Annotated in this window: 15 protein-coding genes; 5 read left to right on the top strand and 10 right to left on the bottom strand. The window is 72.0% G+C overall.

Annotation, left to right across the window (positions count from 1 at the left end):
* Positions 1-14: 14 nt before the first annotated feature.
* From ACFYY6_RS08695 to ACFYY6_RS08675, 5 genes are all read right to left on the bottom strand, one after another.
* Positions 15-992, bottom strand: coding sequence for a zinc metalloprotease (locus ACFYY6_RS08695; RefSeq protein WP_351517393.1), 978 nt, complete (start codon positions 990-992; stop codon positions 15-17).
* A gap of 316 nt (positions 993-1,308) precedes the next feature.
* Positions 1,309-2,973 carry an alkaline phosphatase D family protein gene (locus ACFYY6_RS08690; RefSeq protein ID WP_389192284.1) on the bottom strand — a complete coding sequence of 555 codons (1,665 nt, stop codon included), beginning with the start codon at positions 2,971-2,973 and terminating at the stop codon, positions 1,309-1,311.
* A gap of 146 nt (positions 2,974-3,119) precedes the next feature.
* A complete protein-coding gene (locus tag ACFYY6_RS08685) occupies positions 3,120-3,935 on the bottom strand; it encodes a DsbA family protein (protein ID WP_351517395.1) in 816 nt (271 codons plus the stop codon).
* 41 nt (positions 3,936-3,976) lie between these two features.
* A complete protein-coding gene (locus ACFYY6_RS08680; protein WP_351517397.1) occupies positions 3,977-4,696 on the bottom strand; it encodes a hypothetical protein in 720 nt (239 codons plus the stop codon).
* A 67-nt stretch (positions 4,697-4,763) separates the two neighbouring features.
* On the bottom strand, positions 4,764-6,089 hold the full coding sequence (locus tag ACFYY6_RS08675; protein WP_351517399.1) for a DUF2252 domain-containing protein: 1,326 nt from the start codon (positions 6,087-6,089) through the stop codon (positions 4,764-4,766).
* Positions 6,090-6,331: 242 nt separating this feature from the next.
* Between ACFYY6_RS08675 and dnaE the strand changes: the two genes are divergently transcribed.
* Entirely contained in the window at positions 6,332-9,871 is a 3,540-nt protein-coding gene (gene dnaE, locus ACFYY6_RS08670; protein ID WP_351517400.1) for a DNA polymerase III subunit alpha, read from the top strand.
* Between the two features lie 199 nt (positions 9,872-10,070).
* Here the strand turns inward: dnaE and ACFYY6_RS08665 are convergent, their stop codons facing one another.
* Positions 10,071-10,247, bottom strand: coding sequence for a hypothetical protein (locus tag ACFYY6_RS08665; RefSeq protein ID WP_351517801.1), 177 nt, complete (start codon positions 10,245-10,247; stop codon positions 10,071-10,073).
* 235 nt (positions 10,248-10,482) lie between these two features.
* Between ACFYY6_RS08665 and ACFYY6_RS08660 the strand changes: the two genes are divergently transcribed.
* From ACFYY6_RS08660 to ACFYY6_RS08645, 4 genes are all read left to right on the top strand, one after another.
* On the top strand, positions 10,483-11,757 hold the full coding sequence (locus ACFYY6_RS08660; RefSeq protein WP_389192281.1) for an NYN domain-containing protein: 1,275 nt from the start codon (positions 10,483-10,485) through the stop codon (positions 11,755-11,757).
* Between the two features lie 207 nt (positions 11,758-11,964).
* On the top strand, positions 11,965-12,939 hold the full coding sequence (locus ACFYY6_RS08655; protein ID WP_073788785.1) for an ABC transporter ATP-binding protein: 975 nt from the start codon (positions 11,965-11,967) through the stop codon (positions 12,937-12,939).
* A gap of 202 nt (positions 12,940-13,141) precedes the next feature.
* Entirely contained in the window at positions 13,142-13,894 is a 753-nt protein-coding gene (locus ACFYY6_RS08650; RefSeq protein WP_351517887.1) for an ABC transporter permease, read from the top strand.
* A gap of 34 nt (positions 13,895-13,928) precedes the next feature.
* Positions 13,929-14,669, top strand: a complete 741-nt coding sequence (locus tag ACFYY6_RS08645) for an ABC transporter permease (RefSeq protein WP_351517804.1) — start codon at positions 13,929-13,931, stop codon at positions 14,667-14,669.
* Between the two features lie 100 nt (positions 14,670-14,769).
* On the opposite strand, the gene ybaK is transcribed toward ACFYY6_RS08645, so the two are convergent.
* The 4 genes from ybaK to ACFYY6_RS08625 form a co-directional block, all read right to left on the bottom strand.
* A complete protein-coding gene (gene ybaK, locus ACFYY6_RS08640; protein WP_351517805.1) occupies positions 14,770-15,273 on the bottom strand; it encodes a Cys-tRNA(Pro) deacylase in 504 nt (167 codons plus the stop codon).
* An 85-nt stretch (positions 15,274-15,358) separates the two neighbouring features.
* Entirely contained in the window at positions 15,359-16,102 is a 744-nt protein-coding gene (locus tag ACFYY6_RS08635; RefSeq protein WP_351517806.1) for an LON peptidase substrate-binding domain-containing protein, read from the bottom strand.
* A 5-nt stretch (positions 16,103-16,107) separates the two neighbouring features.
* Positions 16,108-17,145, bottom strand: coding sequence for a hypothetical protein (locus ACFYY6_RS08630; protein ID WP_351517807.1), 1,038 nt, complete (start codon positions 17,143-17,145; stop codon positions 16,108-16,110).
* A gap of 162 nt (positions 17,146-17,307) precedes the next feature.
* Positions 17,308-18,909: an oxidoreductase gene (locus ACFYY6_RS08625; protein WP_351517808.1), complete on the bottom strand. Its 1,602-nt coding sequence runs from the start codon at positions 18,907-18,909 to the stop codon at positions 17,308-17,310.
* Between the last annotated feature and the right edge of the window lie 165 nt (positions 18,910-19,074).

Genomic DNA, 19,074 nt, shown 5'->3' with positions numbered 1-19,074 from the left:
GCGAACCGGGCTGGTCAGGCGCGGTAGGCGAGCCAGCTGTCGCTCATCCGCTGCACCTGGCCCGGGGTGAACTGGTACATGCAGGAGTCGTACGAGTAGTCCATGAAGTTGTGGACCGGGTCCAGACCCGGGCTGGTGCAGGTGTCCCGCCCGGTCGGGCAGCCGGAGGCGGCGCTCTTCTCGGCGGGCGTGTCGGAGACGTAGTCGCCGTTGCCGGTGCAGCCGCCCTGGAACGTGTGGTACAGACCCAGCCAGTGGCCGACCTCGTGGGTGGCGGTGTCGCCCTCGTTGTAGTTGGTGGCCGAGCCGCCGGGCAGCGAGGAGTTCAGGATGACGACGCCGTCGTCGGACGGGTTGGACTTGTACGAGCTGGGGAAGGTCGCCCAGCCGAGCAGCCCGCCGCCGAGGTTGGCGGTGTAGACGTTGAGGGCGTTGGCGCCGCCCTTGCGGAGCGCGGACTTCATCGACTTCTCGGCGGAGGAGCCCGGCGAGACGCCGTACCAGGAGCTGTTGTCCGTGTAGTCCGTGCCGGCCAGCGTGAAACGGAAGCCGGAGTCGGTGTTGCCGGTGCCCTGGCCGCTGTAGGCGGCGTTCAGGACGTTCAGCTGGTTGTTGATGGCGGTCGCGCTCAGCTTGCCGGTCGTCCCGGAGTGTATGACGTGGAAGTACACCGGGATCGTGGCGCCCGCGGCGAGCGCGGAGCCGCTGACCCGGCGGTCCGCGAGTCTCTGCCGCAGCTGCGCGTCCATGGCCTTGGCCTGGGCGGCGGACAGCTCGTTGGGGTCGTGGGCGTTCGTGGTCTTCTCGGGGTGCGCCCTGCGCGCCGTGGCGTCGGTGGCCGTGCCGTCCGCGCACTCCTGGGCGGACGCGGCGGTCGCGGAGGTGGCGGAGGTGGTGGACGCCTTCGCGGAGGCGGAGCCGGGGGCGGCGAAGAGCGGTGCCAGGGCCAGGGTTCCGGCCAGGACGGCGGTGCCGAGCGCGCGGTTGCGCATACGCGGCGAAATACGGGCAAGAGCCTGCACGGGGTCTCCTCGCGGATATGTGGAGGAGGTACTTCCTCCTCGCCGCCAGGGAGATTACGTGCGCATGTCAGGGCGGCAGCAGAGATGATCAAGCCGCATCGACCGAGGGGCGAACCGGTCGGAACAGGGAGGAAAGAATCCTCGCGTTCCAGGGTTTGAGACGCGGACGCGACGTCGCGCGTTACCCCGGCGGGCGGTGTGTCCCCATTAGTGAATGGAGGCACACCACCCGCCGTAGTGAGGCAGCGCCTCGTCAACGCGAGTCTGGGTGGCTGAAAATGAACCCTCAGCGCACCGGCTGGTTCACCCGTTCGACCTTCTGCGTTCCGTTCAGCGTCCGGTACGAACGCGCCCAGGACGAGGTCGCGTCCCGCTTCGAACGGTCGGACACGACGTAGTAGTCCATCTGCGAGCGCTCCGCGGTCACATCCAGGACGCCGTAGCCGTGCGAGTCCATGTCCACCCACTTCACATGGCGGTTGGCGGCCTTCACCGCCGTGCTCGCGACCGCCGAGAGGGTCCCCGGCGCCACGTGCAGGGTGTCGTCCAGGTTGTCCGAGGTCACCGACGTCACCACGAACTCGGTGGCCGCCGAGGCCGAGAGCGGGTACGTGGCCGCCTTCACCGGCACGTCGTTGGCCCAGGCCATGTGGATGTCGCCGGTCAGGAACACCGTGTTGGTGATCGACCGGTCCCGCAGATGCGTGATCAGTTCCTTGCGGTCGCTGGTGTAGCCGTCCCACTGGTCGACGTTGACGGCGAGCCCCTCCTTCGGCAGCCCCAGCAGCTCGGCCAGCGGCTCCAGCAGGTGCGCGGGCAGCGAGCCGAACGCGACCGGCGAGATCATCACCGACGTCCCGACCAGCTTCCAGGCGGCGTCCGAACCGGCCAGGCCCGCCTTCAGCCAGTCCAGCTGCGCCCGGCCGGTGATCGTGCGGGCCGGGTCGTCGACCGAGCCGCTGCCCACCGCCGACTGCTGCGAGCGGAAGGTGCGCAGATCCAGGAGGTGCAGGTCGGCCAGGTCGCCGAAGCGCAGCCGCCGGTAGACGGTGCCCTCGGTGGCGGGGCGGACCGGCATCCACTCGAAGTACGCCTGCCTGGCGCCCGCGGCGCGGTCGGCCCAGGAGCCCTCCGTGTCCGGCGTGTGGTTCTCGGCCCCGCCCGACCAGGTGTCGTTGGCGATCTCGTGGTCGTCCCAGATCGCGATCACCGGGTGGGTGGCGTGCAGGGCCTGGAGGTCGGCGTCCGTCTTGTAGTGACCGTGCCGGGTGCGGTAGTCGGCGGGGGTGAGGATCTCGTGCCGGGGCTCGTGCGGCCGCACGACGTACTTCGCGGCCGGGTAGACGCCCGACGCGTACTCGTAGATGTAGTCACCCAGGTGCAGTACCGCGTCGAGGTCGGCGCGGGCCGCGAGGTGCCGGTACGGGGAGAAGAAACCGGCCTCCCAGTTGGCGCACGAGACCACGCCGAAGCGCAGACCGGCGACGGTGGCCCCGGCGGCGGGCGCGGTGCGGGTGCGGCCGGTGGGCGAGAGGACCGCCGAGCCGTCGCCCGCCGAGAAACGGAACCAGTACGTGGTGGCCGGGCGCAGCCCGCGTATGTCGGCCTTGACGGTGTGGTCGGAGGCGGCCCGCGCGACGGTGGAGCCGCGGGAGACGATCCGGGAGAAGCCCTTGTCCTCGGCGACCTCCCAGCTCACCGTCGTGTCGGCACCGCGGCCGGAACCGGGCGCGGCGTCGGGCGTGGGGGTGACGCGGGTCCACAGGAGGATGCCGTCGGGGAGCGGGTCGCCGGAGGCGACGCCGTGCAGGAAGGCGGGCCCGTCGGCGGCGCGCGCGGCGCCGGCGGAGCCGAGTACGGGGAGCGCGACGGCGGCGGCGGTGGCGGCGGCCTTGACGACCGTGCGGCGACTGGGGGCGGCCGACTGCGGCGGAAGGTGTCGAGAGGTCATGGGCCAGGACCTTACTGACCGGTAAGCCCAACGGGCAGGCGAACGGAGGAAGTTCGCCTGCCCGTTGCTGAACAGTCGTCAGGAATCGGCCATACGGCAGGAGCCGTTCCGCCCGGAACACGCGGCTCCGGTGCGGCGGGCGGGTCTCAGCCCTTCAGCGCGGCGTCGACCGCGGTGTTGAACTCCTCCACCGTCATCGGCGCGTTCTCGCTGCCCGCCCCGGTGATCAGCTTGCCGTCCATCTTCAGCGTGGGGGTGCCCCGCACGCCGCTCTTGTCGAACGCCTCGGACATCTTCATCGCCCAGGCGTCGAACGTGCCGTCCTCGACGTTCTTCTGGAACTCCTTGTTGCCCTTCAGGGCGTCGACCGTGTTCGCGATCTCGATCAGGTAGGAGTCCTTCTTGAACTTGTCGTCGTTCTCCTCCGGGTGGAACTTCGCGGAGTAGAGCGCGAACTTGTAGTCGAGGAAGGCCTCCGGGCTGACGTCGAGCGCCGCGCCGAGCGCGCTGAGCGCGTTCTTCGAGCCCTCGCCGTTGGTGGCGTCGTCGAGGAACGTGGCACCGACGTACTTGAGCTTGTACTTGCCGGCGTCGATGTCCTTGTGCACCGTCTCGCCGATGGTCTGCTCGAACGTGCCGCAGATCGGGCAGCGCGAGTCCTCGTACACCTCCAGCGTCTTCTTGGCGGTCGACTTGCCGATCACGACGGTCGTGCCGTTCTCGCCCGAGGTGTTCTTCGGGGCCGTGACGTTCTTCTCGTCCTTGGCCGCCTCCCAGTGGGACGGCTTGTTCATTTCCATGACACCCCAGCCGACGCCGCCGGCGATCGCCAGCACCGCGACGATCGAGAGGCCGACGACCACCTGCCGACGGGTCTTCTCCCGCTTCGCCTGCCGCTCGCGCTCGGCGCGCAGACGCTCGCGGGCCGCCGCCTTGTTGGCCTGGTTGTTGCGCTTGCTCATGTTGTTCTCTCCGTGGTGTGAGGTCTTGGGGACGTACGTGCTCAGGCGATGGCGCGGGCCGAGCGCGGTGGTCCCCTCCGTCCCACGGAGTGCACGAGCACGCGGGCGTGCAGGAGCGGGTGCGGGCCGTGCCCGGCGGGGCGCACCTTGAGGCGTACGGCCCGGCAGGCCGCGCCCACGACGGCGACCGCGACCAGCAGCGGCCGGAACGCCAGGGCGGCGGCCGCCCCCAGCAGGGAGACCAGCGCGGACTCGCCGCGCCGGAGCCAGGCCGCGGCGAGCAGCCCGACCGACACATGGGCGGCGAGCAGCAGCCACGGCACCGCGGGGCCGGGGGAGGCCAGCAGCGCCGCCGCGGTGTGCCCGGCGCCGGTCACCGAGGCGAGCGGGGCGCCGATGTCACCGGCCGGTGACGCGCCGACGCCGATGTCGCCGCCGCACAGCACGTCCACCCCGACCGAGCGCAGCGGCCCCGCGATCGGGCCGCCCGCCGCGCCGTAACAGAGGTGCTGACCGGTGGTGAAGAAGGTGTCGGCGGCCAGCTCCAGCGGGACCAGCAGCCCGGCGATGGCCCAGAAGCCGCGCTCCCGGCCTGCCAGCGCGTACGCCACGGCGAAGACCGCCCCGGCCAGCACGGCCACGGCGGTCAGCGGCAGCGGCACCCGGGAGAGCAGCACGTGGGACGCGGTGGAGAGCGTCACGACGAGCGCTGTGAAGAGCGCCGCGCGAACGACTCTGAGGTGCGTCCCGGATATGTCCATCGTCGAGGAGTGTCCCATGCGAATCTGTGAGCCCGAAGGGGTGGGCGGCCTGCGGCTCGCGAGGCGCCTACAGCCCCGGAATGCGACCGTTGCGGAAGAGGTCCACGAAGATCTGATGGTCGGCGCGGGCCCGCGAGCCGTACGCGTGGGCGAAGTCCACCAGCAGCTCGGCGAAGCCCTCCTCGTCCGCCGCGATCGCCGCGTCGATCGCCCGCTCCGTGGAGAACGGCACCAGCGAGTGCCCGCTCTCGTCGTCCGCCGCGGAGTGCATCGTCGCCGTCGCCCGGCCCAGATCGGCGACGACCGCCGCGATCTCCTCCGGCTCGTCGATGTCCGACCAGTCCAGGTCCACCGCGTACGGCGACACCTCGGCCACCAGCTGCCCGGCGCCGTCCAGCTCCGTCCAGCCCAGCCAGGGGTCGGCGTGCGCCTGGAGGGCGCGCTGCGAGATGACCGTGCGATGGCCCTCGTGGTGGAAGTACCCCCGCACGGCCGGGTCGGTGATGTGCCGGGAGACCGCCGGGGTCTGCGCCTGCTTGAGATAGATCACCACGTCGTTCTCCAGGGCGTCGCTGTTGCCCTCCAGCAGGATGTTGTACGACGGCAGCCCGGCCGAACCGATACCGATGCCGCGACGGCCCACGACGTCCTTCACCCGGTACGAGTCGGGGCGGGCCAGGCTCGACTCCGGGAGCGTCTCCAGATACCCGTCGAACGCGGCCAGTACCTTGTAGCGCGTCGCCGCGTCCAGGTCGATCGCGCCGCCGCCCGCCGCGAACCGACGCTCGAAGTCCCGGATCTCCGTCATCGAGTCCAGCAGCGAGAACCGCGTCTGGGACCGCGCGTCGCGCAGTGCGGCCAGCAGCGGGCCCTCGGCCGTGTCCAGCGTGAACGGCGGCAGCTCGTCGGTCTTCGCGCCCGTCGCCAGGGCGTGGATCCGCTCCCGGTAGGCCGCCGCGTAGATCCGGACCAGCTCCGTGATCTGGTCGTCGCTCAGCGCCTTCGCGTAGCCGAGCAGCGCGACCGAGGCGGCGAACCGCTTCAGATCCCAGGTGAACGGGCCGACGTACGCCTCGTCGAAGTCGTTCACGTTGAAGACCAGCCGGCCGTTGGCGTCCATGTACGTGCCGAAGTTCTCCGCGTGCAGATCGCCGTGGATCCACACCCGTCCGGTCCGTTCGTCCAGATACGGGCCGCCGTTGCGCTCCCGCTCCAGGTCCCGGTAGAACAGGCACGCCGTGCCCCGGTAGAAGGCGAACGCCGACCCCGCCATCCTGCGGAACTTCACCCGGAAGGCGGCGGGGTCCGCCGCCAGCAGTTCTCCGAAAGCGGTGTCGAAGACCTCGAGAATCTGCTCCCCGCGCTGCGCCGCGCCGGTCTGCGGTTCCGACATCTCTGGGTGCCTCCTGGTGCCTGACGCGTCGGTGCCGGTCACGGCACCGGGACGAACGGGACGGTTTTCCCAGCACCTCCAACGCGCGACCGGGTCCGGGAGTGCCCGGCGTCTCCCCCTCCGGGAGACGTAGACTTCCACGCTGTCCCCACCCGTCACCCGCAGCCCGCCCGCCCGTCGCCCGACCGCCGCCCCTCATCGAGGCGCTACGCGCCGCGCCTGCACTTCGGAGGCCCACCGCCGTGAGCAAGCCGCCCTTCACGCACCTGCACGTCCACACCCAGTACTCGCTGCTGGACGGTGCCGCGCGGCTCAAGGACATGTTCGAGGCGTGCAACGAGATGGGCATGTCGCACATCGCGATGACGGACCACGGCAACCTGCACGGGGCGTACGACTTCTTCCACTCGGCGAAGAAGGCGGGGGTGACGCCGATCATCGGGATCGAGGCGTACGTCGCCCCGGAGTCCCGCAAGCACAAGCGGAAGATCCTCTGGGGACAGCCGCACCAGAAGCGCGACGACGTCTCGGGTTCGGGTGGTTACACCCACAAGACGATCTGGGCGTCGAACAGCACGGGCCTGCACAACCTCTTCCGGCTGTCCTCGGACGCGTACGCCGAGGGCTGGCTGCAGAAGTGGCCGCGCATGGACAAGGAGACCATCGCCCAGTGGTCCGAGGGCCTGATCGCCTCCACCGGCTGCCCCTCCGGAGAGGTGCAGACCCGGCTGCGGCTGGGCCAGTTCGACGAGGCGCTCCAGGCGGCCTCCGACTACAAGGACATCTTCGGCGAGGGCAAGTACTTCCTGGAGCTGATGGACCACGGCATCGACATCGAGCACCGGGTCCGTGACGGGCTCCTGGAGATCGGCCGGAAGCTCGGCATCCCGCCGCTGGTGACCAACGACTCGCACTACACCTACGCGCACGAGGCCACCGCGCACGACGCGCTGCTGTGCATCCAGACCGGCAAGAACCTCTCCGACCCGGACCGCTTCCGCTTCGACGGCACCGGCTACTACCTCAAGACGACCGACGAGATGTACGCCGTCGACTCCTCCGACGCCTGGCAGGAGGGGTGCCGCAACACGCTGCTGGTCGCCGAGCAGATCGACACCAGCGGCATGTTCGAGAAGCGCGACCTGATGCCGAAGTTCGAGATCCCGGAGGGCTTCACCGAGGTCACCTGGTTCCAGGAGGAGGTACGGCGCGGCATGGCCCGCCGCTTCCCGGGCGGCGTCCCCGAGGACCGGCAGAAGCAGGCCGAGTACGAGATGGACGTCATCATCCAGATGGGGTTTCCGGGCTACTTCCTCGTGGTCGCCGACTTCATCATGTGGGCGAAGAACAACGGCATCGCGGTCGGCCCCGGCCGAGGCTCCGCGGCCGGCTCGATCGTGGCGTACGCGATGGGCATCACCGACCTCGACCCGATCGAGCACGGACTGATCTTCGAGCGGTTCCTCAACCCCGAGCGCGTCTCGATGCCCGACGTCGACATCGACTTCGACGAGCGTCGGCGCGTCGAGGTGATCAGGTACGTGACGGAGAAGTACGGCGCCGACAAGGTCGCCATGATCGGCACGTACGGCAAGATCAAGGCGAAGAACGCCATCAAGGACTCCGCGCGCGTCCTCGGCTACCCGTACGCGATGGGCGACCGGCTCACCAAGGCCATGCCCGCCGACGTCCTGGGCAAGGGCATCGACCTCGACGGCATCACCAACCCCAAGCACCCGCGCTACAGCGAGGCGGGCGAGATCCGGGCGATGTACGAGAACGAACCGGACGTGAAGAAGGTCATCGACACCGCGAAGGGTGTGGAGGGCCTGGTCCGGCAGATGGGCGTGCACGCCGCCGGCGTCATCATGTCCAGCGAGCCGATCGTCGACCACGCACCGGTCTGGGTGAGGCACACCGACGGCGTCACCATCACGCAGTGGGACTACCCGCAGTGCGAGTCGCTCGGCCTGCTGAAGATGGACTTCCTCGGCCTGCGCAACCTCACCATCATGGACGACGCCGTCAAGATGGTGGAGAGCAACAAGGGCGTCAAGCTGGACCTGCTCGGCCTCCCGCTGGACGACCCCAAGACGTACGAGATGCTCTGCCGCGGCGACACGCTCGGCGTGTTCCAGTTCGACGGCGGCCCGATGCGCTCCCTGCTGCGCCAGATGCAGCCCGACAACTTCGAGGACATCTCCGCCGTCTCGGCCCTGTACCGGCCGGGCCCGATGGGCATGAACTCGCACACGAACTACGCCGAGCGCAAGAACGGCCGCCAGGAGATCACGCCGATCCACCCGGAGCTGGAGGAGCCGCTCAAGGAGACCCTCGGCCTGACCTACGGCCTGATCGTCTACCAGGAGCAGGTGCAGAAGGCCGCCCAGATCGTCGCCGGCTACTCGCTCGGCGAGGCCGACATCCTGCGCCGTGTGATGGGCAAGAAGAAGCCCGAGGAGCTGGAGAAGAACTTCGTCCTCTTCCAGGCCGGCGCCAAGAAGAAGGGCTACTCCGACGCGGCGATCCAGGCGCTGTGGGACGTGCTGGTCCCGTTCGCCGGATACGCGTTCAACAAGGCGCACTCCTCCGCGTACGGCCTGGTCACGTACTGGACCGCGTATCTGAAGGCGAACTACCCCGCCGAGTACATGGCGGCGCTGCTGACCTCGGTCAAGGACGACAAGGACAAGTCCGCGGTCTACCTCAACGAGTGCCGCCGCATGGGCATCAAGGTGCTGCCGCCCAATGTGAACGAGTCCCTGTCGAACTTCGCGGCCCAGGGCGACGACGTGATCCTCTTCGGCCTGACGGCCGTGCGCAATGTGGGCCAGAACGTGGTCGACTCGATCATCCGGTGCCGCAAGGCGAAGGGGAAGTACAGCAGCTTCCCGGACTTCCTGGACAAGGTCGAGGCCGTGGTCTGCAACAAGCGGACCGTCGAGTCGCTGATCAAGGCCGGGGCCTTCGACGAGATGGGGCACACCCGCAAGGGCCTGGTCGCCCACCACGAACCGATGATCGACAACGTGGTGCAGGTCAAGCGGAAGGAGGCCGAGGGCCAGTTCGACCTCTTCGGCGGCATGGGCGACGAGGACAGCGACGAGCCGGGCTTCGGGCTCGACGTGGAGTTCTCCGACGTCGAGTGGGAGAAGTCCTACCTGCTGGCGCAGGAGCGCGAGATGCTGGGCCTCTACGTCTCCGACCACCCGCTCTTCGGCCTGGAGCACGTGCTGTCCGACAAGGCCGACGCCTCGATCTCCCAGCTGACCGGCGGGGAGCACGCGGACGGCGCCATCGTCACCGTCGGCGGCATCATCTCCGGCCTCCAGCGCAAGATGACCAAGCAGGGCAACGCCTGGGCGATCGCCACCGTCGAGGACCTGGCCGGCTCCATCGAGTGCATGTTCTTCCCGGCCACCTACCAGCTGGTGTCCACCCAGCTCGTCGAGGACACCATCGTGTTCGTCAAGGGCCGCCTCGACAAGCGCGAGGACGTGCCCCGGCTGGTCGCGATGGAGATGCAGGTCCCCGACGTCTCGGCGGCGGGCACCAACGCCCCCGTGATCCTGACCATCCCCACCGTCAAGGTCACCCCGCCCATGGTCAGCCGCCTCGGCGAGGTGCTCAGCAACCACCGGGGCGACACCGAGGTGCGGATCAGGCTCCAGGGCCCCCGCAAGACCACGGTGCTCCGGCTCGACCGGCACCGGGTGAAGCCCGACCCGGCGCTCTACGGCGACCTGAAGGTGCTGCTCGGACCGTCCTGCCTGGCCGGCTGAACAACCGGTCCCGCGACGGCGGGACGCGCGCACCGGGACACGCGCCTCGGGCACGTGCGCACCGGGACACATCGCGCCGGGGCGGGCGCGCACGGAAGGCGGGCGTGCACGGAAGGCGCACACAGGGGCGCCCCCGCACCTGGCGGGGGGCGCCCCAGTCGGTCCCGCGGCCTGTCGCCGGACGACCGGAAATCGTCGGTCAGTTGTGGCCGAAGCGGCGCTGGTGCTTACGGGCGACATCGGAAGGGGTGCCCTGGGCCTGCGACTGCCGTATCTGCGACTCGTACGAGGTCTGCTTGGCCTCTTCCGTGCCCTGCTGGGGTGCGGACGTGCGGTTCTGCCGGCTGCTCTGCTTGCGGTTCTTGTTCTTGGCCATGGTGTTCCTCCTGGGGGGACTCTCGGGGCCAGGACCGCGTTCAGGCTCACATAATGGGATGAACCGTGCATGTTGGATCATTACCATGCGTAATGGCGATGTGGTCGGGGTGTATAATTCGCGCCTTCCCGGGTTCGCCACGCCGATGATCGAGTTCCGGCCGTTTACCACCGCGCATTCGGGCAGACTCGAAGGAAACTCTTCGCAAAGATCACACCCGAACTCCTGGAAGAGGGTGGAACGCGTGGACCGTTGCGTCGTCCTGGTGGACGCCGGTTACCTGCTGGGTGCGGCCGCGAGCCTGCTGGCCGGGGAACCTGCCCGTTCCCGCATCACCGTCGACCACGCGGCCCTCATCCGGGGGCTGCGCGAGCTGGCGGAGGCCGATACGCGGCAGCCGTTGCTGCGGATCTACTGGTTCGACGGCGCCCCCGACCGGGTGCCGCAGCCCGAGCACCGCAGACTGCGCGTGATGCCCCGGGTGACCGTCCGGCTCGGCGCCCTGACCCGCAGCGACGGGCGCTGGGCGCAGAAGGGCGTCGACGCCGCGATGCACGCGGAGCTCACCGAACTGGCCAGGAACCGGGCCTGTTCCGACGTGGTGCTGGTGACCGGCGACGGGGACCTGCTGCCGGGCCTGATGTCGGCGAAGGAACACGGCGTCGCCGTCCATCTGTGGGCCGTGCAGGCCGCCGACGGCGACTACAACCAGTCCGAGGACCTGGTCGCCGAGGCCGACGAACGCCGGGTGCTCGACCGGACCTGGATCACCCAGGCCGTACGGGCCAAGGAGACCGGCGGCGTCTGCGCCCCACCGCCCGCACCCGGTCCGGAGATCGCCGCGATCCTTTCCGCGCCGCTCCCGGAAGCGGCCCTCGCGGCGTCCGCCGAGCGGGCGTCGGAGGCGCGGACGGCGGCCGAGGCCGACGGGAGCGCCCCGCAGCCCGAGGAGGACGGCGCCGCCGGGCGGCCCGGCCCCGGCGGAAGGGGCGTCCCCACCCCGAAGGATCTGGCGGGCAGCCTGCGCGGTCCCGGCACCCAGCCCTCCGCCCCGTCCACGTCGGCGGGCGCCACCCTGCGCTGGTCCTCCGACAAGGGCTGGATCGAGCGGGGCGGACCACTCGGCGAACCCGCCGACACCGCGTCCCTCCCCACGCTGGCCCAGCTCACCAGCGCCGAGCAGCGCTGGGCGGACCGGGAGGAGGACATCACCACCGTCGGCGGCGACCCCTTCGAGGTGGGCCAGGTCTTCGCCCGCCGCTGGATGGAGCGGCTGTCCGACCACACCCATCTGCAGAAGCTGTCGACGATGTACCCGCGCATCCCGCACCGCATCGACGGCGAACTGCTGCGCTACGCGGCACGCTTCGGCTTGCTCGCCCACAAGGACGACCAGATCGACGAGCACGACCGCTATGCCATCCGTGCGGGATTCTGGCGGGAGATCGACGTACGCGCGGCGGCGGGGCGTACCCCGGTGCCGGAGCGCACGGGTTCTTCCGGGGACTGACGGCGTCCGGGGCGCCCGGCCCGGTACCGGACGCGCCCCGTCCGCACGCCCGGAGGCGCACCGGGCGCGGGGACGGACGAAGCGGCCGGTGGGAGCGGCGCCGACGTCGCCCGGGCCCGGCCCCGGGCGTGATCCGGGTCGTGCGACCCCGTACTCTCGTACCTCGTGAGTACGGGCACAGCACAGGCGCAGACGGGGACCGGGACCGTGTGCGCGGTGCGTGACCTGGTCAAGACCTACCCCGCCGCACGCGGCCGTCGCGGCGCACCGGCCACACCGGAGGTCCGCGCCACCGACGGCATCAGCCTGGACGTGCGGCGCGGCGAGATCTTCGGACTGCTCGGCCCCAACGGCGCCGGGAAGTCCACCCTGGTACGGCAGCTCACCGGGCTGATGCGACCCGACTCCGGTAGCGTCACCGTGCTGGGCCACGATCTGGTGCGCCACCCCGAACGGGCCTCCCGGCTGATCGGCTACCTCGGGCAGGAGTCCACCGCCCTCGACGAGCTGACCGTGTCGCTCGCCGCCGAGACCACCGGCCGGCTGCGCGGTCTCGCGGTGGCCGAGGCCCGGGCCGAGCGCGACGACGTGCTCGACGAACTGGGCCTCACCGGCATCGCCGGACGCCCGCTGAAGAAGCTCTCCGGGGGACAGCGGCGGCTCGCCTGCTTCGCCGCCGCGCTGGTCGGCGAGCGGCCCGTGCTCGTCCTGGACGAACCGACCACCGGAATGGACCCGGTCGCGCGCCGCGCGGTGTGGGCCGCCGTGGACCGGCGCCGGGCCGAGCGCGGCACGACCGTCCTGCTGGTCACCCACAACGTCATCGAGGCCGAGACGGTCCTCGACCGGGTCGCGGTGATCGAGCACGGCCGGGTCATCGCCTGCGACACGCCGAACGGGCTCAAGGAGCGCGTCGCCGGTGAGGTCCGGGTGGAGCTGGTGTGGCGCGAACGGGCGCCACTGGACGTCCCCGAGGTGGCCGCGCTGCGCGGCTCGGCGCAGGAGTCGGGGCGGCGCTGGGTGCTGCGGCTCGGGCCCGACGAGGCACGGGCCGCGGTCGCCGCGGTGACCGGCGGCGCGGCGTTCGCCGCGCTCGACGACTTCACCCTGGCGACGCCCAGCCTGGAGGACGTCTATCTCGCGCTCGGCGGGGACGTGCGCAAGGGGCTGGTGAAGTCGTGACCGGTACGGGTGCGACGGCGGGGGCGGCCGAGGAGGCCGGGGTGCCGGGGGTGGCAGCGGAGGCCGGGTGCGCGCGCGTGGCCGGGCGGCGAGTGGACAGGAGCAGCGCCAGGTGACGAGCATCGTTCCCGCGCAGGCGGTGGCCGGACCGGTCCGGCCCGCCGCCGACGCCCGGGCCGACGGCGACGACGGGGCGGCCCCCGTGCCGCTCGCGCCGCGGGCCCGGCTGTTCCCCTCGCTCGCGGCCGTGTACCGCGCCCAGCTGTCCCGGGCCCGGGTGGCCCGTATTCCGCTGCTGTTCGTCGCGACGTTCCAGTCCGTCGGGATCATGGTGCTGATGCGCGGGGTCGTCGACGGCGGCTCCGAGGCACGGGCGGTCGTCGCCGGTTCCAGTGTCCTCGTGGTGGCGTTCGTCGCGCTCAACCTGCTCGCCCAGTACTTCGGGCAGCTGCGGGCCGGGGGCGGGCTCGACCACTATGCCACCCTGCCGGTGCCGCCCGCCGCCGTGGTGCTGGGCGCGGCGGGGGCGTACGCCTCCTTCACCGTGCCCGGCACGATCGTCACGGCGGTCGCGGGGAGCGTGCTGTTCGGGCTTCCGCTGACGCATCTGTGGGTGCTCGTCGCCGTCATCCCGCTGTCCGGGGCGGCGCTCTCCGGGCTCGGCGCCGCGCTGGGGCTGCTCGCGCCCCGGCAGGAGCTGGCCACGCTGCTCGGGCAGCTCGGCATGTCGGCGGCGCTGCTGCTCGGCGTCCTGCCGGCCGACCGGCTGCCCACCCCCGTCGACTGGGCGCGCGATCTGCTGCCGTCGACGTACGGGGTCGAGGCGCTCGCACGGTCCTTCGACGCCCACCCGGACTGGGCGGCCGTCGCCCTGGACCTCGCGGTCTGCGCGGTCGTCGGCGTCCTCTCGCTGGCCGCGGCCACCTGGGCGTACCGCAGGGCGGCGGTCCGATGAGGCGGTGCGCGGGGATGCCTGGCACGATGGCACGGTGACCGCACCTCTGACGCCGCCTCACCGGCCCTCGTCCGACAACCCCTGGCAGACCCCGCAGCACTGGGACGGTCCCGGGAAGGCCGGCCCCGGATCCGGGCCGGCTGCGGAGGGGGAGGGGGATCCCGGACCGGAGCTGCTGCGCGCGGTGGCCGTCGCCCTGCTGGTGACCGTGGCCGGTGCCGGGCTCGGGCTCCTGTGGGTGTGGCTCGCGCCGAAGGTTCCGCTGATCTCCGACGGTACGGCCGTCTTCCTCCAGGACAGCGAGGGCGAGGAGGCGATCGGCGCCGACGGCACGTTCGTGCTGCTGGCCCTGGGTTTCGGGGCGCTGAGCGCCGCGTTGGTCTTCTGGCTCCGGCGCCGCGGTGGTGTCGCCATGGTGGTGGCGCTCGCGGTGGGCGGGGTGCTCGGATCGCTGCTCGCCTGGCGGCTCGGCGAGTGGCTCGGGCCGGACCAGGACGTGGTCGCCCACGCGCGGGCGGTCGGCAAGGGCGTGGTCTTCGACGCGCCGCTCCAGCTGAGGACGGCGGCCGCGGCATGGCTGGCCTGGCCGGTGGCGGCGATGGTGGTGCACCTCGCGCTGACGGCGCTGTTCGGGCCGAGGGACCCGGAGCCGGAGTGGGGCACCCACCCGGGGTGGGCGGCCGGCGGCCCGGTCCCGGGCGCGGGACACGGGGCCGCAGGGCCGGGGACGGCCCCCGGCGGAAATGTCCCGCCGGTTCCGCCGGCCGGCCCGTAGGCGCGGACGAAGGGGCGGGCGGCACCTGCCCGCACCCGCCGACGCGCAGGCGCCGCCCGTTCGTGCGGCCCATGCCGCCCCGCGTCGGCCGGGGCAGGCGCTACCCGCGGCCGATCTCCGCGAACACCGCCCCGGTCAGCGACGCCAGATCGTCGGGGGACAGCTCTACTTCGAGCCCGCGGCGGCCCGCCGACACACAGATCGTCCCGTGCGCGCGGGCCGACGCGTCCAGCACCGTGCGCAGCCGCTTGCGCTGGCCCAGCGGCGAGATGCCGCCCCGCACGTAACCGGTGGTGCGTTCCGCCGCGGCCGGGTCGGCCATCGCGGCCCGCTTGCCGCCCACGGCGGAGGCCAGCGCCTTGAGGTCGAGGGTGCCGGCCACCGGGACGACCGCCACGGTGAGGGTGCCGTCCACGTCGGCGACCAGGGTCTTGAAGACCCGGTCGGGGGAGACGCCCAGGGCCTCGGCGGCCTCCTCGCCGTAGGAGGCCGACGCCGGATCGTGGTCGTAGGAGTGGACGGTGAACGCCGCACCGGCCGCGGTCAGCGCGACCGTCGCCGGGGTGCCGCCGGACTGCTGCTGCTTCTTCGGCTTCTTCGCCACGGTGAGGATTCCTCGGGTGGTCGGTTCGTCGGTAGGAGCGATCCGGTTCGTCGGCCGGAGTGCCCGGGCCCCGGTGGTCCGCCGGTCAGTTGGGGTGGGTCGGGGCGCGCGTCAGTTCCACGGCGGGCAGCGACGGGAGATGCCGTATGACGGCGCTCTCGGCGCGCAGCATCTTCAGTTCCTCGCGCAGCCTGGTCGCGGTGTCGGGGGCCTGGAGCAGCCGCTGCTTCGCCGGGACGTCCAGCACGGCCGCGGCCGCGACGAGGTAGGAGACGACCGAGGGATCGTCGGGCAGCTCCGCCCCCGTCGTCAGCGAACGCCGGCTCGCCCCGGCCAGGCGCTTCTGGTAGCCGCGGAACGCCCGCAGCACGCCCTCGGCGAGCGCGCCCGCCTCGTCGCCCGGTTCCTCGTCCAGTTCGCGGAGTTCCGCCGTCAGGTAGGGGCCGCTCGCGTCGACGGAGAGCAGCTCGACGCGGGTGGTGCCGGTCGCGAGGACCTCGAAGGTGCCGTCCGGCCGTTCCCGGATCTTCGCCGCGTCGGCGACGCAGCCCACCGGGTGGAAGGCCCGGATCGGGTCGGGACCGAAGCCGTCGGCCGGGCCGCGCCCGGGGGAGTCGTGTGCCTCTCCCGGCATTCCGGTGGCCGTCGGGGCGACCTCGTGGCCGTCCCGGATCGCGACCACCGCGAAACGGCGGGGTTCGTCCTCGTCGATCCGGAGCAGTTCGCGCATCATGGCGCGATATCGCTCCTCGAAGACGTTCAGCGGCAGCACGAGGCCCGGGAAAAGCACCGCGTTCAGCGGGAACAGGGGCAGGCGAGCGGTGGTCACAGCGGTCAAGCGTAATGGCCGCGCGGACGGCCCCTGCGGGCCCGCCCCGGCAGGGGCCCCGCACCGGGCGCCTGGAACCGTGCCTCCTCCCGCGCTTCGAGGAACCGTCCCAGCGGGTCCTCGGAGACCGACGCCCACGGGAACGACGTCGCGTGGGGCCCGATCCGCCGGAACTGTTCCAGCGCCGCGTCCCACCGGCCCCGGGCCACCAGCACGTACGCCAGCAGGTTGCGGACCTCGGCGGGCCAGGGGTCGCCCGGCGCGAACGAGGCGGACAGCGTGGCCGCCAGGTCCGCCGCCGCGTCGATCCGTTCCTCCTGCACCGGGGTGGTCCGTGCCCCCGGCCCCTCGACCAGCAGGGAGTATGCCGCGCGCAGGGGCAGCGCCCGCACCAGCGAGCCGGGCAACGCGTCCTCGGCGGCCCGCTCGGCGAAGTCGAAGCACTCGCGGTGCGAGCCGTACCAGGCGGCCGAGAGGTACCGCAGGGCGGCGACATGGCAGCCGTAGTGGTGCGAGGAACGCCGGACCGCCTGCTCCCACAGCGCCTCGAAGGCGGTGTGCGTGGCCCGGGTGCCGCGGGCGTGGTCGAGCGCGAGCCGCCACGGCACCGGGTCGCGCGGATCGCTCTGTGCCGCCGCGGTGATGAGCGGCGTCACCTCGCGCAGCTGCTCGGCCCGTACGGGCGACTCCCAGGCTCTGCGGACCGCCAGCTCGGCCTTGACGAGCAGCGCGTCGGGATCGTGCGGGGCGGCGGCCAGCCACGCGGTCAGCCAGCCGTCACGGCTGCGGGCGAACGTGGCGAGCCGGCCGAGGTACCGGTCGCGGTTCTCCCACTCGGCGCCGTCCCGGGTGGCGGCGAGGAGTTCCGCGGCCGGCTCGTACGCCCCGACGGCGGCGGCGACGAGCGCGGGGGAGAGCCGTTCGTCGGGAGCGTCGAGCAGCACCGCGCCGTCCGCCGTCGGCCCGGCGGAGTCCTGCGGGGAGCGCCGGGCCGTGCGCGTGGCACGGAGCAGGGAACGAAGGAGTGACATGGTGCGGACCATTGAAAAGCGCTGGTCGGGACGGCGCCAGTGGGGCGCTGTGAAGCTTTGGTGCCGAGTGGACGAGTTGTACCGGGCAAGGTCAATAGAAAGCAAAGGAACGCGGGGTCGGGCGGCCGGTCCACGGCGAGGGGCGCGGCACGGCGACCCGGCCCCGCGGGCGGCTCAGCCGCGGCGCAGCAGCCGGGAGGCGCCCGCCGCGACCGTCGTGGCCAGGATCCAGCCCAGCAGGATCAACGCGGCCGACCCCCACTGCCAGCCGTCCTTCATCCGCCAGTAGCCGTCCTGGCCGAGGTTGATCACCGGTATCAGCAGGTCGAGCGCGTACAGCGCGGGGTTCCACTCCGGGTGCTCGTCCTCCTTGATCGGTGCCGGGGCGTGCCGCGAGAAGGCCAGCGTCCCCGCCGCCCACAGCACCGCCATCCACACCGCGGCCCGCCCCGGCCGGTAGCCGTACGCCACCGTCCAGTCCTGGAGGAACCCCCAGAGCTTCGCGGCGAGCGGCAGCGTCTCGCGCCGCCGCCGCTGCTTGGCCAGCAGCACCTCGCGGGCGTCGGCGTCCTCCCCGCAGTTCCGCAGCACCGTCGCCAGACGTTCGTACGGCTCCGGCACGTACTCCGGGGTCGCGGCGGCCACCCACTCCAGGCGCCGGGCGAGCGGGAAGTGCCCGTACGGGACGAGGTTCTCGTACACGAACCCGCCCATCGCCAGACCGCCGGGTCCCGGCCAGCTGGTCGACACGTCGATCAGCGTGACCACCCGCGCGCCGTTCAGCACGACCCGGCCCTCCTCCGGCCGCTCCGCGTTGAACCGCAGCTCCGGGGTCACGATCCGGCGCAGCGACAGCTCCTCGTGCCGGGCCAGCACGAACCGCGCCTTGTGCAGGTCGACCGCGTCCCCGAACCGCCCGTCGTCCAGCCGCACCCCGCCCCGGCACTCGAAGGTCTGCGAACGCGTGCCGCGCGCCGGGGTCGGCGCCATGACGATGCCGTACGGGGGAGTGGTGCCCTGGATCCCGGTGTCGACGCTCACCCACGCCTCGCTCATGTACAGCGACCGCTCCACCGTCAGCTGCGGCGCGTTCAGCGCGCGCCGGCCCTCCCGGCCGCGCAGCCGGCTGCCGCGCAGACTGAGCGAACCGCCGACCTTCGCCCCGCGCAGGCTCAGCTCGCCGCGCGCCTCCACCAGCTCCGCCTGGAGGTCCTGGGCGACCGCGAGACCGTCGGCGGCCAGGGCGCGCCCGTTGCGGTCGGGGCCGATCTCGATCTGGTTGATCAGCAGATCGGTGCCGATCTGGGCGTCGGTGAGCCGGATCCCGCGCCGGACCCGGCAGCGCGGCAGATGCAGATCGCCCTCGGTCCGCAGCCGCGCCGCCTCCAGCCGGGGCATCGCGCAGCCGACGATCCGCAGGGTCGTGAAGTGGCACTCCGGGAACACGACCTCGTTCTCGAAGCGGCAGCCGGTCAGCTCGACGTACGGCGCGACACGCCCGCCCGCCAGATCCAGCGTGCCGCTGATCCGCACCCCGCGGAGCTTCAGCGCCGCGACCCGCCCGGGACGCGGCGGCGGCCCCGACAGCAGCAGCCGGGCCACGACACGCCCGTCCACACTCCGTTCCGGACCCCAGACGCACGGGGCGAACGGGTCGTCCCGCGCCGGGTCGCGGGCCCGCAGATCGTAGGTGCTGCCGTTCCGGAACGCCTGCCACATGCCCAGCTCCGCCGCGCTGAGACCGTCCGGGAAATCGCCGTCATGCGCTTCGGTCACGGGTGTAACCCCCTTCCGCTCACGGAGCTGTTCTTCCCGCTGAGTGACGAGGCGAACGCTATGGGCAGCGGTCACGGCCGGGACGCGTATCAGCCAGTGAAGCGGTGACGGCGGGGGACACGTATCAGCCAGTGATACGGACACCGGGACGACGGGTGCGGTCTG

Source organism: Streptomyces sp. NPDC001750 (assembly GCF_042892615.1).
Lineage (GTDB): Bacteria > Actinomycetota > Actinomycetes > Streptomycetales > Streptomycetaceae > Streptomyces.
Note: the sequence above shows the minus strand (reverse complement) of the source record. Positions and strands in the feature narration are given on the sequence as shown.